Raw genomic sequence first — 16035 nt, 5'->3', positions numbered from 1 at the left:
TCAGTGCTTTTGTACTAATTTCGTACATATTCTCAACTAAATGCTACGCAGCCATTTCCCGAATCGAATATTTGATGACCTGTAGCCGTTGCCTGGAGCGGGAACGGAGTCAAGGAACAGTACGCTGGACGCATTTATGCGTCCGGGCAGTCCTTGACGGAGTGACACGGATCACCCTGCTGCCGAGAAAGGATCCACAAGATCCTTTCCTGCCTCCCCGACGAGGGGCGGGTCCGGGCAGCGCCCGGCACTGAATGTTCGGCCTCGCTATCATCTGGATGGGCTTCAGAGCTCTTTGTGGTAGATGCTTCCATATAGAAACCCCGGCATGCAAGGCAAGCCGGGGGGTTCATTTGTCTTCAATTATCTGGTTTTACGACTGGGTGCCGGCGTCGGGGCCGTCCCAGACGATGCCTTTCAGGAGGGCGTAGTGCATCGGCTCACCGACCTGTTCCTGCGTGAGGTCCTTCAGGGCGAAGTTGGCCTTTCGGAAGGTGAGGGCCGGGCTGTAGTACGGGTCGCCGTCGCGGAGGATGTCCTTCCAGGTGGTGCCGAAGGTAAGGATTTCCGAGTGGAAGCGGGCGAGCTTCTCCGGGGTGTCTTCCATGCCGCGGGACTTCGATTCGTAGTGGTAGAACTTCGCGTATGGGTTATACACGACGAGCTTTCCGAGGGCGCGGACCTTCATACAGTAGTCGACGTCGTTGAAGGCGACGGCGAGCTTCTCGGTGAAGCCGCCGACCTCGTCGAAGAGGCTGCGCTTTGTGAGGAGGCAGGCGGCGGTGACGCAGGAGTAGTCCTGGATGCACTTCGCACGGTGCATGTAGCTGAGATCCGAGTCGTGGGTGCGTACGAAGGCGGCACCGGCGATGCCGCCCATGCCCATGATCACGCCGGCGTGCTGGATGTCTTCGTCCGGGTACAGGAGGCGTGCGCCGCAGATGCCGACGTCTTCGCGCTGTACGTAGCCGATCATCTCATCGATGGAATCCGGGTCGATCTCCTCGATGTCGTTGTTCAGGAAGAGGAGATACTGGCCGTGCGTGAACTGAACGCCGTAGTTGTTGATCGCGGAGTAGTTGAACGGGCCGTCCCACTTCACGACCTTCACAACCGGCTGCGGAAGAACCGATGCCGCGGCGCTGTGATAAGCCGATACCTGAGCTGGATGCGATGTTTCGGATTTCGATTCCGCAGTCGAAGTTTCCGAAACGCGCATCGCATCGCAGGTCGCCGGATCGATAAAGTCTGCCGGGAGCTCTTCCGGGAAACGTTTCTTCAGCGCTTCATAGTAGTTCCAGGTTTCTGCCTGATCCGAGTTGTTCTCGACGATGATGAACTCGAGGTTTTTATAGTTTCCGGCGGCGAGTGAGGTGATGGCCTTATCGAGATCGGCGCTGTGGTCCTTATTCGGGATCACGACGGAGATCAGCGGCTGCTGATTTTCGTAGATCGGATGGTAGAAGCCGTAGGTGATGCCCTGCTCGACCTTCTTTATCGGGAGGCCGATGCGCTTGCAGTGGTCATACACGGCGCGGGTGCCGGCTTCGAAGGCGTAGAGCTTCGCTTCCGGGTGCTGCGCGGTGGACGCCTGGTGTGCGCGCCAGTGGTACAGCACCATCGGGATATGGATGATGTTGCTGCTCGTGAAGCGGCCCTGGCGGAGCAGCGCCTGGTCGTGCGGGTCGAGCGCCGCGGCGATGGCCGGCTGCGCACTAATCTCTGCAGCCGAAGTCTGGCCAGCGACGCCCTGCTGCATGCCTGCAGTTGATGTCTGACTATCGACATCAGCTACATCTCTGGTTGATGTCGAGGTATCGGCAGACGCAGTGGCTACCTGAGCGGTGTCACTCCGCTGTGGGCCCGTGACTGCGTTTCCGTCGGAAGCATTGGCGAAGGAAGCGAGGCGGGCCTGCTCCATCGCCTGGGCTTTTTCGGTGGCGCGGAGGATGAGGTCGTAGTCCTGGGCACCGTCGTAGGCGCTGCGCTCGTAGATTTTCTGGCCGTCGGCAGCGGTCTCGGCGATGGCGTCGAGGAGGCTGCGGCGGGCGACGAAGAGGTGGCAGATGTAATTCACGGAGCGGAGCAGGTCCGGGTTGAAGTCGGTCTTGAAGTGCGGCTCGAAGTAGTAGATGTCCTCGAAGTCGACCTTGTCCTCGTCGGAATAGAGGACCTGGACGTCCGGGTGGGCATTGATCGCCCGAACGCACTCATAGAGGGCCTGCGGCTCGAGCTCGTCGTCATGGTCGGCGAGGACGATGAAGTCACCAGTCGCCATGCGGATCGCGGCGTTGGTGTTCTCCGCGATGCCGAGGTTCTCCACGAGGGTCGCATAGCGGAAACGGCTGTCTGCGGCGGCGTACTCGGCGAGGACCTCCTGTGGTGTACGGCCCTGCGCCGGGTCGTGCTGGATCTTCGCGTACGGGGTCGCGTCTACGAGGCAGACCTCAAACGTCGGGTAGGTCTGCTCACGGATCGAGTCGAGCATGCGGCGGAGGAACTTCTCCGGGGTCGCGTAAACCGGGATCACGATGGAGAAGGTCGGCTGCATCGCGAAATCAGCGGCACTCTCCCGCTGCTTCGCGAGCTCCTCGTCGGTGATGCGGACCTTTTTATACCACTCGTTGTAGTCGTAGTCGTCCTGGATGTTCTGGATCTTGTGGACAGATTTCTTAAAGAGGGCGCGGAGGCCGTGCTTCTGGAAGTACTCCCAGGCCACCTCGACGGTCTCCCAATGGAACAGGGCGAGGAGCTTCTCGCGTTTCCGGTGGGCGACGGAGTTGAACTCCTCGAGGATGTGGTCGGTGAACTTCACGCGCTTCGTCTGGCCGTCGGCCTGCAGCACGAGGATGCGGGTCTCGCCCTGCGCGTATGGGGTGTGCACGTCGAAGCCGAGGTCGCGCCGGAGCGCTCCGTGGGCCTTCACGACATCGCCGAAAAAGGCATTGACCACCTCATCACGGCGTACAGAGGACACGGTCGTGCCCGGGACAGGGTTGCCTGCCTGATCCACGACCGTGAGCTTCACTTCTTCTTCTGGATTTGAGCCGAAGGCCCAGCCCTGGAGCATGAGTTCGCCCTCACGCGCCAGCGCGATATCTACTTTAAATCGTAACATGATATTTCCTTTATATTATTTTGAGGCGTCGGCCATGCCGCCGATCATCGCGTCCTCCGGGAAGTTCAGGCGCTCCTCCTCGACGACGAGCGGGCGGCGCATGACGCGCTGATTGATGCTCAGGATGTACTCGCCGAGCAGGCCGATGAAGAAGATCTGCACGGAGCCGAGGAAGAGCATGCCGATGAGCATCGGGGCCATGCCGGCTGGGAAGCGATCCCACCAGATGAGCTTCATGATGAGGTAAATGATGGCGATCAACATGCTGATGCCGCTGCAGGCGGCACCGAAGAACACCGCCATACGGAGGCCGACCTTCGTGTAGCTCGTGAAGCCGAGCATCGCGGCGTCGTACAGGGTGTAGAGGTTGTTGTGTGTGATGCCGGCGCGGCGCTTCGGCTGGGTGTACGGAATTTCCTTCCGGTGGAAGCCGAGCTCGGCGACGATGCCACGTAGGAACGGGGTCGGGTCGTTCAGCTGCCGCATGACGTCGATGAAGGCGTGGTCGTAGAGGCCGAAGCCGGTGAACTGCGCGATCTGGTCGACGGAGGACATCTTCTTTATGAGCTTGTAGTAGAGGCCGCGGAGGGCGTACATGAGCGGATTTTCCTTCGAGTGGGTCTTCACGCCGATGGCGATCTTATAGCCCTCCTCCCAGGCTGCGACGAACTGCGGGATCATCTCGATCGGGTCCTGGAAGTCGGCCGCCATGAGGATCGTGGCGTCGCCGGTGGACTGCAGCATCGCGTAGTACGGGCTGTTGAACTGGCCGAAGTTCTTCGCATTGAAGATGGCCTTCACCTGCGGGTCCTGTGCGCAGAGGCCGCGGATCAGCGTGCGCGTCTCGTCGTGGGAATCGTTGTCGATGTAGAGAAGCTCGTAGCGGTACTGAGGGAGGTCGGAAGCGAACATACTCCGAAGGGCCTCGTAGAGCGGAACGACGTTCTCCTGCTCGTTATAGCATGGAATGACGATGCTGATGGTTTTCAAAATCTTATCTCCTAACGTGAAGGTGATTTGTGTGGGCACGGGGCGCCGCTGTCGCGACATACAGCACGACCATGACGGATGCATGGCGGCGGGCGGACACGCGAGGGCCGGGGCGCGGGGGCACTATACCTGGCTCGAGGCGGTAAACCGCGGGCACGCGGGCCCGAATCTTATCTATATTACACTCTATGGGTGAAGGTGGCAAGATTTGGGATGGGATTTATATGCGTAGGTTTGGGATGGGATTTATATACGGAGGTTTGGGATGGGATTTATATACGGAGGTTTGGGATGGGATTTATATACGGAGGTTCAAACTTCGTATCCGGTCAGCCTGGGTGAAGCTATCTGGAGAAGAGGGAAGCAGAATGATCATACTTGCCCTTTTGTTTTGCTGGATGTGCGTTGGTTTTTCTGCATTTGACGCTGCCGCGCGGGCATACGGATCGATTTTCAGGTGATTATGGCGCGCGGCCCGGAAATTTTCACTGGCGAACCGGGCGAAATAGATGAAAATCGACGATGTTATCTAATAACTGGCGGACTATAAAATAGTGGATATTATTAACATCATTTATCATTTTGTACACGGTGCTAAAAATATCCACTATTTCATGATCGGGCACATATTGGATAGTTTTCTGTAAAATCATGCATACGCATATAAGCGTACCATCCAATTTGCCTGGATTTTTCAAATAGTAGATATGTATTTCGGGCTCCAGAGAAGAATTGTTATAAGCAGATATCCAATTAACCTTTATTTATAAAATACTGGATACTCGAGCCCGGATTCTTCTTTTGAAATAAGGCTTTTCATATCCAGTATTTTCAAAATCGACTAAGAGTGGATATTTTCCAGTCATCTTCGATCATTCCAGCCTAGAAACATAGCCATTATTTTCAAAATTAAGCCATATTGGATAGGAATCGTATTAAAGCGTTTATCATGCCTGCAGTTGAAGTTTTCCTGCTCCGCCCAGCCTGAGAAACTTGGCGGTTATCTTTGTAACCCACTTTTCAGCTATCGGTGTCACTGCTTCCATCGCCCACCGCACCTTACATTTTCACAGCGATCTTGATGGCTTTTCGTTCTTTCATGTCGTCGATGGCCTGGGCGATCTGGTCGAGACCGTCGTAGTGCTCCGTGATGAAGATGGACGGATGCACGCCGCTCTCCTGCACGATCTGCATCACGTGTTCGAGGTTCTGGCGTCCGCCCCTGCTCAGAGAGAACTTCAGGGTTTTCCCGGCCATGCCACGACCGATGGAAAACTTCGGGATCTGGATGCCGTCGATGTTGTCGTTCAGCTTCACGGTGTGTGCTTTCCTGAGCACGTCGCCTGCTGCCTGTGCTTCTACTTCGACAGCTGCGGCGGTGCTGGTGAGGTAGGTTTCGGCGCTGTTCATGGCTTCGAGGGTTTTCAGCTCGCCGCCCTGGGTGTCGAGGTCGGCACCGTAGTACATGACGTTCGAGACGACGCCGGTGCCGTACTTCACCATGTCGATGGCCTGCGGAAAGGCGAGGTCATCGCCACCGCAGATGAGGACCTTATCCGCGCCCTTCGTCTGTGTCTTCGTGAGGACGTAGTTCACGACGGGCGAGCCGGTGGAATTTGCGAGCGGATGCATGCCCTGTGGAAGCGGACAATGCAGGCGGCGATAGTTCAGCACTTCGACGTGACAGCCTGACTGCGCATGGGCCTGACTCTGACTTCCGCCCGAAGCGGCTGAAGCACAATCTGGCGACACGGCGTCCGGCACTGTAGCTACGCAGTCTGGCGACACGGCGTTCGCATGCTGCTCTCTTCCATCTTCTGCTGCCATAGAAGGGCTGGTGACGTCACCGCCCGCCGGAACTTCCGGAACGCCGTGTGCCGACATCGCTGGGGCGAAGTCACTCATCGACTCGGCGATGCGGACGTTCTCCGGGCGGGAGCCGACGGCGTAGATCGTGCGGGCACCGGCGAGCTTCGCGCCGAGGATGGCGGCGAGGCCGATGGCCCCGATGCCCATCACGGCGACGGTGTCGCCTGGCTTGACGCCGGCTTCTTCGACCGCAGTGAAGCCGGTCTGGAGGACGTCAACGCACATGAGGGCGTCCTCGAGCGTGAGGCCGTCCGGGATGTGTGCGAGGTTGCGGTCCGCGTACGGAAGGTAGAACAGCTCCTGGAAGGCACCGTCGATGGTGTTTCCGAGCATGTGGGCGCTGAAATTATGGCCCGCATGTGCATAGTTCTCCTCGACGTCCGGCTGACTCCAGTCCGGGGTGATCGCGGATACGGCGACGACATCGCCGACGTGGAAATCCGTCACCTCCGCGCCGACTTCCTCGACCCGGGCGATGACCTCATGACCGAGCGTCAGGTCCGGGCGCTTCGGGCTGCCCTGCCAAATGGTATGGACGTCCGAGGTGCATGGCGAGACAAGCAGCGGCTTCAGCAGTGCGCCATGCGCGGCGAGGAGCGTCGGCCGCTCCTTCTCGATGTATGCGATATTTCCTTTTCCCTTCAGCACCAGTGCTTTCATCATCTTCGTTCCTTTTCATCTTGATATACATCACCATTCAGACAGAAAACAGGTCCAGGAAATACTTAGGAATGTCAAGCCAGGTGCTGCTCAGACTTCCCGAAGTTCTGGTAGCTGAACGAGAACCTGATGTCACAAACTGCCAGATTCTCATCCATATGACATTATGTATTTCACAATCTCTATTCTGAGCGATGCTTGGACATGAAGTATCAAACTGTTTACCGGTACTCCTCAATCCGGTCCGTGCGGAGCACGAGGATGCGGACATTTTCGTCGAAGCGTTCGCGGATGATGCCAGCGATTTCGTCGGTGTAGCCCGGGGCGACGATGAGGATCTCGTCGACCGGGTGAGCGACGGTGTAATCCGGGGCCACGATCGGGATGTGGGAGGCCGGCGAGAAGCGGCCCTGCTTGAACGGGGCGGAGTCGATGATGTACTCTACTCTTCCGCCGAGCTTCGTGGTGGCGGCGAGGGTGAAGCCCTGGTGGCTCGCACCCCAGATGGCCATGGTCCGATGACTCTCCGAGAGGTGGTCGATGTGTGCATTGACCGAAGCAGAGAGACGGTCGTAGCTGTCGCGCAGGGCGGACACGTCGATGAGGCGACCGCTGTAGTGGAGCTCGCTGAGCTCGTCCGGGTCGGCCTTCCGTACGATGGCCTCGATCGTGTCACGGTTCACGAGGTCCATGCTGAGAAGCTCGAAGCCGCAGTCCTGCAGGAGCTTCTGGAGCGTGAACTCGGTGTAGTTCGCGATGTGGTCGCGCAGCAGCTCGTAGTAGCCGTTGTAACGGAGGATGTACTCGAAGCTCGGGACGGTGATGAGACCGAGGGCCTGCGGCTTCAGGTTGCGTCCGATGTTCCGGAGCATGTCGCACGGGTCCGGCTGATGCTCGAGGAAGTTAAACTGCACGAAGGCGTCAAATGGGCCCTCCGGGTAGCGCACATCGCCGGTCGCGAAGCCCTCGTAGACGCGGTACTTTTTATCGGCAACAGCATTGGCCTCCTCGACGAGGGACGGCTTATGCTCGAGTCCGACGAGGTGGAGCGGGGCGGCGTTCGGCTGACCGGACAGGGGATCACGCGCCTGGTCGCGGGCGAGCGCAGCGGCACCTTCCGGGTCCTCGGCGAGATTCTGCCACATGCGGAGGAACTCACCGCGGCCACAGCCGACTTCCACGATGCGGCGACCGTGGATGTGGTGCTCCTGCATGGCGGTGAGGAGGCGCGCGTACTCCTCGTGACGGAGGCGCGTCATGGTGCGGGTGCCACCGCCGGCGCGGATGACGTCACGGTAATAGTCGACCGGCTCGGTGTCAAACTGGACGAGGCCGCAGGACGGGCACTGGCAGAGGGTGAGGCTCAGCGGATGGTCCTCCGCGAGCTCTGACGCTGCCGGGATATTCTGCGCACTCGCCGGCATGTCGTCGAGGGTCATCAGCGGCGACAGTGCGTGGCCGCAGGCGATACAAGTCATGTTCATATATAAGTCCTTTCATCGGTCATAAGCATGCACTTTTCGAATTTTTGTCACCTGGAAATCTACATCATCAAATAAGCTTTAAAAGCTGATGCAACATCCGTGGCTCATGATTCTGAGCCTTCTTCCTTCATCATCTTCAGGAGCATGCCGATGCCGGCTTCGAAAGAGATTTCCTGGTGGAAGCCGAGGCGCTGGAGCTTAAGAATCTCCGGTGACATGTTCGCGGCGCCCTCTGCGTTATTTGCGCGGGTGCCGAAGCGGAGCTCCGCGCCAGTTGGAGATGCGCCAGCAGCGGTGCCGGTGGTCTGCCCGCCCGCAGTTACGGCTTGGGTTGCGCCAGCGGCGGTCGTCACGCCCCCGTCCGCCGTCGTATCCGCATTTGCGGCGAAGCGGGCGGCAATGGCATTCATGGCGATGACGTACTTTTTCAGCATGCGGGAGTCGGAGCCGGCGATGTCATAGATGCCGGTGCGGGTGTCCTCGGAGCGAAGCAGGATACGGATCGCGCGGGCGAGGTCGCGAACCTCGAGGTAGTTCCAGCGCTGCTCGCACGGGCCGAGGGTGATGGCTTCGTGGCGGAGGGCGGCGCGAAGCACGGTGTTCACGAGGCTCGTTTCATGGTCACCGTTGCCGTACACGCTGTAGATGCGCATGTGGATGAACTGCATCGGCGCGTCGTCGTAGAGTTCCGAGAGGAGGCTCTGCTCGGTCGCCCAGCGGCCGAAGGCGAGCTTCGCTTTCCCGTACGGGCTCACCGGCATGGGCACGCGATGATTGCCGCGGCCATACTCTGCCTGAGAGCCGGCGAAAAGGAACTTCCGCGCACCGAGCAGTTTCGCGTAGAGGTAGGCCTTCTTCGCGTTCTGGATGTTCTCGATCTGGATATTCGTGTCACTGCGGCCTGCAGAGCCGACGCCGTCCCACGCGAAGTGAACCCACGCGTCGATGAGGGGCGCGGCATCGTCGGCCAATGCAGGCAACGGCAGGTGGGTGGCGGACGGCGGTGCAGTGACGGCAGGCGCAGAGCTGCGAGCAGGAACCGCCACCGCGGCCTGCATGGCGGCTGCCGTGCCGGAATGGCCGGCAGGCTCGGCGCTGCGGTCAGGGGTCGCCGGCGCCTGATCCAGGCCCAGCACCTCCGCGTAGTGTGTTTCGCCGAGCTCGGCTTCCGGAAGCTCACTCAGGTCGAGAAGGACGGTCCGATACGTCGGATACGCGCTGATACCATGCGCATCGAGCTCCTGCGCGCGCCGGCTGCCCGGGCGCACCGCGCCGATGACCTCATGGCCCTCCTGAAGCAGAAGCTTCGCAGTATACAGTCCCAGAAAACTGGTGACACCCGTGATAAGCACTCGCACGATGATTTCTCCTTCTTACTGATCTTCTGGTTTTTCACAAAACCAGGAGAATTCTGATTTCAGCATTGCTGCATCCCACAAAACCCTTCGTTTGTCAACCGAGGGTCGTTTTCCTCCCAAAATCTAATGTCAATCCAGTCAAACTCACTCATTTACCAACCCTCGGGACGAGCATGATCCGGTCCATCTCCTCGTCCGGGAGGTATGGCGCGAGGTCCTCGAGTGGCGGGCTGATGATGCTGCCGTCCGGGAGGCGCTTCGCGGCGGACTTCGGGAGGAACTGCTGGGTCAGGGTCACCATGATCTCGCAGATGGCCGGGCCGTCGGTCGCGAGGGTCTCTGCGACCGCGTCATGTAGCTCTTCATTGTGATGCGCGCGGATGAACGGGAAGCCGTACGCGTGCGCGATCTTCTCCATGTCCGGGAAGCTCAGGTCCTGGACGCCGCCCATCCCCGAGTCGATGCCAATGCCTACAAGCGGCTCTCCGCGGAAGAGATTGGTCTGCGTCTGGCGGATGCTGTGGTAGCCGCCGTTGTTGATGATGAAGATCTTGATCGGCAGCTGGTGGCTGACGATCGTCTGGAGCTCCTGCAGGTTCATCTGGATGGAGCCGTCGCCGGTGAGGACGAGGATGTCATGCTTCTCGTACGCCGGATAATGCTCGTCGCGTCCGGTCCAGTACGGGTCACGAAGCTCGGCGGCGAGCCGGTCATCGGCGGATTCATGGAAGGATGGATCCGCAGCCAGCACAGAATAATCATGGTCCTGCTGCGCGTCGCCTGCATTGGCATCCGCTGTTTCCCGTGGAAGCGAGGCGTCCGTGCCGCCGCATGGGGTCGCCTCGACGGAGGCATGCACGGCCACCGCGGCACCGATCGCTGCCGGGAGTCCATAGCCCATCGAAGCGACGCCGTCCTGCGAGATGAAGCGGGTACCTGGCTTGATGCGGTAGGCCTGTCCGCCCGCCACGCATGGGGAGCCGTTGCCGACGACGGTCACCTGGCCCGGGGCCGCCTGGTCGGAAAGCTCCTTGATGAGCGCGTAGACGTTGGCGAAGGACGCCGGGTCCTCCGGGGACAGCGTCGGATCGCTCGGCGCGAGGTACTCCGGCAGAATCGTCGGGTAGTTGTCGCGGTAGAACGCACAGGTCGCAAGCCAGCTGAGGCGGGTGCCAGCCGGGGTGGTTTCTTTATGTACAGTGGCTACGTCGGAAGACGAAGCCTCGGCCGGGGTCTGGGCGGTCGGCTGATCGGCTGCTTTAGTCGATGTCGACGCTGCCTGGGCGTTTGCGCCAGACATAGCAGCTGCCTCGATCGGGGTCTGAGTGGTCGACTGATCGGCTGCTTCGGTCGATGTCTGCGCTGCCTGGGCGTCTGTGTCAGACATAGCATCTGCCCCGGCCGGGGTCTGGGCAACTGCGTTTTCTGCCAGTACATCCTGGCGGGCGAGCTCCGTGTGGCAAACGCGGAGGGCGTCGTCACGGAGGAGGCCTTCACCGCCCTGGAAGAGCGGGTGCGCCGGGGTGTGGCCGAGGACGTGGAGCTCGCGGAGCAGGCACTGCAGGAGCTGACGGGCGTCGGCGTGCACGGCGAGGTCACAGTGCACGGACGGCTTCCGAAGCTCCTCCACATCGATGTCGTTCACGATCACGTAGGCGTCGCGGGCCCAGCTCTTGAAATCGTAGCCGACCTGACGGATGTTGAGGCGGGAGCCAATGCTGAGAATCAGGTCTGCATTCTGTACGGCGAGGTTGCCCGGACGGTCACCGCGGCCACCCGGACGACCGACGTAAAGCGGATCGTCGCTCGGGATGATGTCTGGTCCGTTCCAACCGACCACGACCGGGATACCGAGGCGGTGTGCAACTTCCAGGAAGAGCGACTCGGCACCCGCAATGCGGATGCCGTTGCCCGTGTAGAAGATCGGACGGCGGCTCGCACGGATCTTCTCGAGGATGGTCTGCACCTGCTGCGGATCGACCGGCGGCACGGCCGCCTCACGATTCGTCGTGTCGGCATCCGCCGGGATACGGTGCGCCGCTGCATAAGCCTCGGCCGCCATGGCTGCCGGGGACGACATCACAGCTGCTGAAGCGGATGCTGCCGGGGCGCTGGCAGCGGTGCTGGTGACGGATGCGCGGTCGACTGCATCAGCCTGAGCGGAGGTGACGGTTGCATGGTCGACTGCATTGGCCTGCGCGATGGTGACGGTTGCGTGATCAACGGCATGAGCCTGCGCGGAGGTGACGGTTGCGTGGTCGACTGCATTGGCCTCGTACGGAGAGCGGGCGAAGGCGTTCCGACAGAGCGGGTAGGCGTCGGATCGCGTGGTGGCGTCCGTGGAGGTAGCCCAGCCGTCGCCACCAGCTGCGTAATCCGCCGGATCGAAGCCGATCAGCTCGTCCGTCTCGATGAACTTTCCCTGGATGTCGACCGGGATGTCGAGCCAGCAGGGGCCCGGGCGACCGGTCTGGCTGAGATAGATGCACTTTTCGAGCGCGTAGCGGACGCGGTATGGGTCGGTCAGCATCTCCGAATACTTCGTCATACAGTCGATGGACTTCGTGATGTCGAACTCCTGGTCGCCCATCGCGCGGAGGCGGGTGCCGTTCTGCTCTTCTGCCCAGCGCGCGGTGTTGTCATAGCGGACCTGGCCGGAGATGATCAGCATCGGGATGGAGTCGAGCCAGGCACCAAGCACGCCGGTGATGGCATTGGTGCCGCCCGGGCCGGAGGTCACGCAGAGAAGCGCCGGACGGTTGTAGATGCGGGCGTAGCTCTCGGCGGCCATCGCGCAGGCCTGCTCGTGGTGCTGGTAGAGCGTGTGCATGCCCTTCTGGTGGCCGAAGGCGTCGTTCAGGTGCATGGCTCCGCCACCGGTCACACTGAAGTTCTGGGTGATGCCGTTTGCGACGAGGGTTTCGGAAATGTAGTTCGCAAGCTTGATTTTCATTACTTACTCCTGCTTTTCGTGAGGAGTGCGACTCCTCGTGATGTAGTTTATTTCGAGGTCGTGCGTCGGCCGTGCAGCCACGCGCATAACCATGATATTCGGTGAAAGATCGAGGCCGGGTGCCCGCGTTCCGGACGACGGCATTGGCCTCATGTGAGCAGCAGTCTCGACGACTGCGCGGGGCTCGGAAATGCGGTGTTTCGGGCGACCGCACGGGGCTCGGAAATGCGGTGTTTCGGGCGACCGCACGGGCATCGAAAAAGTCACGTTCGGACGACGGCATGGAGCCGAAAAAGTGGCGTCCCGGGCAACGGCTCGGGAACCGGAAAAGCGGTCTTTCTAGACTTTCTATTGTACTAGTTCACGGGAAGAGGCGCAAGGGGCCAGGGGATGAAGGACAGTAAGGCTCCAGAGGACAGGGGACGAAGGACAGTAAGGGGCGCGCCGATGAGTTACCGTTCTAACGTACTTAAGTCAAGGTGTGGCTGGGCGGACAGTAACACCGAGGATGAGGGCGATAAGAGTGAGATACGATGGATATCCCGATGAGAAGCATTCAAACGCAGCAGACAGAAGCGAACCTCGCAGGCTCCACGATCGAGTTCGCGAAGAAACATCCAGGAGCAGCTGAAAGAAACATCACTCTCAGCATGGCCAGACTGCCTGACGGCTGGACTGTCGTACCCGTATCTAATTTGGATCGAATTTCAGAATAGTGGATATACTTTTTGCCTAAAATGTTTGAATACGAATGCAAACTATCCAATTACTGGCATATTTAAAAATAATGGATATTAAAGTCTTTATTTCGTAAGAGAGTTCTGCTCTCTGGTATCCATCTTTAAAAAAAAGATGGATTATTGGATATGCACCCACAGAAATTCTTCTCTGAAGGTAAAAATCTATATCCATTATTTCAGAAGGCAAGGTTTATTGGATAGTACGCTTATAAACGCCTGCCGGATTTTGAAGAAAACTATCCAATACATGTCATATTTTGAAATCGTGGATATTCACGCTCCTCTCAGGAAAATGATAAAAAATGTTAAAAATAACCACAATTTCAAAAAGCGCCACTTATTGGATAGTAACATCGATTTCCGTTAATTTCGGACGCTGCGCCAAAGAAATATCCGGCAGTGCCTACGTCGAGTGTCACTAGTGCGCGCGAAACAGATCGCTGATCGGAGATTGCGGACAGCGCCTTCGTCGAGCGCCGCTAGTGCGCGCGAGACAGATCGCTGATCGGAGATTGCAGACAGTGCCTTCGTCGAGCGCCGCTAATGCACGCGGGCCAGATAGTGCTCGAGGAGGAGGCGGTTTACGCCGTCACTTCGACGGAGGTCGCGGGTGTCGTCGAGGAGGCGACGGCAGGCATTGTAGGCGGGTTCGCCGCAGATGTCGACGCCGAGGATATGGATGTCGGGGCCCATGGCGAAGCGGTCGAGCTCGTGCCGGAATTCTGCTTCGGTCATGATGCCCTGGTCCCAGTTGGTGCGCAGCACTTTTCGCGAGAGGACGTCCTTATCGATGGAGATGTAGACCGGGAGGTGGAGCGCGTCGAGAAGGTGTGGAAGCTCGCGCGCGACGCGACCATCCAGGATGTCATCCTCTGTGAAGCAGCAGACGCGGACAGGTGCGGATGCGCGCAGGGGCTGATCCTCGGCTACGAGACTCTGCAGCTCACGTTCGATGATGTCGGCCTGGGCACATTCAGGGCCAATGATGAGGACGGCGCGGCAGTGGCTGTTTCGGAGGAGAACGTCGCGGATCCAGGAGCCGCAGCTCATGAGGCCAGGGAAGACGGGTTTTCGGAGATCGACGTGATGGTCATAAACGACGAGTGCGAAGTCTTCGCTGATTTTTTCGCACCAGAAGCGCGTGAGGTAATGGAAGTTGCCGTTGTCAAGGAAATGGATGCCACGTGCCGGGAAGTCCGCGATGCGACGGCGGATCTCATCCGCGGCGGCATCGTCGCAGAAGCCAGTGGTACCGGACAGCGTGGTGAAATCGAGGATGCTCGGAGTGAACGGCGAAGACGGCGTGCGCGCGACCGTGGCCGACATGCACCGCGGTGATATAGTTTGCGCGCACGCGGGGCTGCCAGAGACGATGAACGACGCGCAAGATGCTGCTCGTACAGGTGCGGAGTCGCCGGAGCCTGCAGCCCGCGCGGTTGCAGGACCGCTGGATGCTGCGAGCGATGCAGGGCGGTCGGACGGCGCGCCAGATGCAGCCCGTACGTTTGCAGGACCGCTGGATGCTGCGAGCGATACAGGGCTGTCGAACGGCGTGCCAGATGCAGCCCGTGCGTTTGCAAGGCCGCTGGATGCTGCGAGCGATACGGGCGCGGGGCCACTGAGGGGCGTGAACGATGCTTCACAGCTGCGGGATGTGCTGCTCTTCTGCTCTGAAATATAGAACGTTTCGTCTTCGTAGATGTGCGTGAAGTTCATGATGACGACGGGATCCTGCATGTGCCTGCCTCCTTTTCGCGTTTATGCGGACGGGTGCCTGTGTCGAGGGCACCTGCATTGGCCACTGAAACGGTGGCTTTTAAAACTGTATTTTACTCGGTCGGGGATGTGGGTGCAAGTGTGCTGCGGGTCAAAAAAAGAGCGTTGCGATGAGACGCAAAGCTCTTAAGATGCATAGGATCTTTTCAGTAGCCCGGATGTGGGAAACGGCACGCAGACGATCGACGCTGCATGCTGCTTCGAAGATGCCTTACAGGATATACTCGCTGACGACCTTGATGGCGAGGAGAACGAGTACGACGAGGATCGACGGGCGAACGATTTTCATGCCGTTTTTCATCATGAGGCCGGCACCGATGTAGTTTCCGATCATGTTGCAGATGGCGCATGGGATGCCGATCAGGAAGACGGTCTGGCCGTGCAGGATGAAGATCACGAGGGAGGTGATGTTCGTCGTCAGATTGATGACCTTCGTCTGGCCGTTGGCGGTTTTGATGCCAAGCTTCGCGAAGACGGTGAAGGCGATGATGAGGAAGGTGCCGGTGCCTGGGCCGTAGAAGCCATCATAGAAGCCGATGATGAGCGCGGCGAGGATGGCGGTCACGTACACTTTCGGGGTGTCCGTCTGCGCTTCTTCGACATTGTCGTGAAAGATGTGGCGGTTCAGGACGATGAAGGCGGTCACGGGCAGGACGACGAGGAGGATCGTGACGAGGACCTGCTCCGGGATGAGGAGGCTGATCCGGGCACCGATCGAGGAGCCGATGACGGCGGCGACGATGGACGGAATGGCGAGCTTCCAGTTGACGAGGCCTTCGCGGATGAAACGAACGGTCGCGACGGTGGTGCCACAGCAGCTGGAAAGCTTGTTGGTGCCGATGGCGTAATGCGCCGGGAGGCCGGCGAGTAGATAGGCCGGAAGGGAAATCAGACCGCCGCCTCCGCCGATGGCGTCGACGAGACCGGCGAGAAAGACAAGTGGACAGCAGATAAGATAGGTCAGAAATGTGATGTGCATAGTGGTGGTACCTCGGTGTGTGGTGGGCATGGCAGGCGCGACTGCGGTGGGCGCGGCGGGCGGCAGCGCGGGCGGCAGGCGTGGTGCGGGCGGCGGGCTCAGCGGCCG

General features: G+C 59.6%; 9 protein-coding genes. 1 reads left to right on the top strand and 8 read right to left on the bottom strand.

Annotated features, from left to right (window positions below; translation table 11 throughout):
* Positions 1-373: 373 nt before the first annotated feature.
* The 7 genes from ACTQ52_RS09910 to ACTQ52_RS09880 form a co-directional block, all read right to left on the bottom strand.
* Positions 374-3118, bottom strand: a complete 2745-nt coding sequence (locus ACTQ52_RS09910) for a glycosyltransferase family 2 protein (RefSeq protein ID WP_441982506.1) — start codon at positions 3116-3118, stop codon at positions 374-376.
* A 15-nt stretch (positions 3119-3133) separates the two neighbouring features.
* Entirely contained in the window at positions 3134-4108 is a 975-nt protein-coding gene (locus tag ACTQ52_RS09905) for a glycosyltransferase family 2 protein (RefSeq protein WP_410042625.1), read from the bottom strand.
* Positions 4109-5167: 1059 nt separating this feature from the next.
* A complete protein-coding gene (locus ACTQ52_RS09900; protein ID WP_441982535.1) occupies positions 5168-6637 on the bottom strand; it encodes an alcohol dehydrogenase catalytic domain-containing protein in 1470 nt (489 codons plus the stop codon).
* A gap of 221 nt (positions 6638-6858) precedes the next feature.
* A complete protein-coding gene (locus ACTQ52_RS09895; RefSeq protein WP_441982505.1) occupies positions 6859-8121 on the bottom strand; it encodes a class I SAM-dependent methyltransferase in 1263 nt (420 codons plus the stop codon).
* Between the two features lie 104 nt (positions 8122-8225).
* The gene (locus ACTQ52_RS09890; protein WP_441982504.1) at positions 8226-9479 is read right to left on the bottom strand and encodes an NAD-dependent epimerase/dehydratase family protein; all 1254 of its coding nucleotides are present in this window, start codon (positions 9477-9479) and stop codon (positions 8226-8228) included.
* A 148-nt stretch (positions 9480-9627) separates the two neighbouring features.
* Positions 9628-12432: a thiamine pyrophosphate-binding protein gene (locus ACTQ52_RS09885; RefSeq protein WP_441982503.1), complete on the bottom strand. Its 2805-nt coding sequence runs from the start codon at positions 12430-12432 to the stop codon at positions 9628-9630.
* A gap of 1280 nt (positions 12433-13712) precedes the next feature.
* Positions 13713-14498 (bottom strand): arginase family protein, encoded by a 786-nt coding sequence (locus ACTQ52_RS09880; RefSeq protein WP_441982502.1) that lies wholly within the window; start codon positions 14496-14498, stop codon positions 13713-13715.
* 46 nt (positions 14499-14544) lie between these two features.
* On the opposite strand from ACTQ52_RS09880, the gene ACTQ52_RS09875 reads away from it, so the two are divergent.
* Positions 14545-14853 carry a hypothetical protein gene (locus tag ACTQ52_RS09875; RefSeq protein WP_441982501.1) on the top strand — a complete coding sequence of 103 codons (309 nt, stop codon included), beginning with the start codon at positions 14545-14547 and terminating at the stop codon, positions 14851-14853.
* Positions 14854-15159: 306 nt separating this feature from the next.
* Here ACTQ52_RS09875 and ACTQ52_RS09870 read toward each other — a convergent pair whose 3' ends face one another.
* Entirely contained in the window at positions 15160-15927 is a 768-nt protein-coding gene (locus tag ACTQ52_RS09870; RefSeq protein WP_441982500.1) for a sulfite exporter TauE/SafE family protein, read from the bottom strand.
* Positions 15928-16035 lie beyond the last annotated feature (108 nt).

This window comes from Oribacterium sp. Sow4_G1_1, assembly GCF_052116105.1.
Taxonomy (GTDB): Bacteria; Bacillota; Clostridia; order Lachnospirales; family Lachnospiraceae; genus Oribacterium.
Note: the sequence above shows the minus strand (reverse complement) of the source record. Positions and strands in the feature narration are given on the sequence as shown.

Excerpts from the sequence above, each read along its gene's own strand:
- ACTQ52_RS09900 (WP_441982535.1), bottom strand. The coding sequence starts at position 6,637 with ATGAAAGCACTGGTGCTGAAGGGAAAAGGAAATATCGCATACATCGAG.
- ACTQ52_RS09875 (WP_441982501.1), top strand. The coding sequence starts at position 14,545 with ATGAACGACGCGCAAGATGCTGCTCGTACAGGTGCGGAGTCGCCGGAG.
- ACTQ52_RS09885 (WP_441982503.1), bottom strand. The coding sequence starts at position 12,432 with ATGAAAATCAAGCTTGCGAACTACATTTCCGAAACCCTCGTCGCAAAC.
- ACTQ52_RS09910 (WP_441982506.1), bottom strand. The coding sequence starts at position 3,118 with ATGTTACGATTTAAAGTAGATATCGCGCTGGCGCGTGAGGGCGAACTC.
- ACTQ52_RS09895 (WP_441982505.1), bottom strand. The coding sequence starts at position 8,121 with ATGAACATGACTTGTATCGCCTGCGGCCACGCACTGTCGCCGCTGATG.
- ACTQ52_RS09880 (WP_441982502.1), bottom strand. The coding sequence starts at position 14,498 with ATGTCGGCCACGGTCGCGCGCACGCCGTCTTCGCCGTTCACTCCGAGC.
- ACTQ52_RS09870 (WP_441982500.1), bottom strand. The coding sequence starts at position 15,927 with ATGCACATCACATTTCTGACCTATCTTATCTGCTGTCCACTTGTCTTT.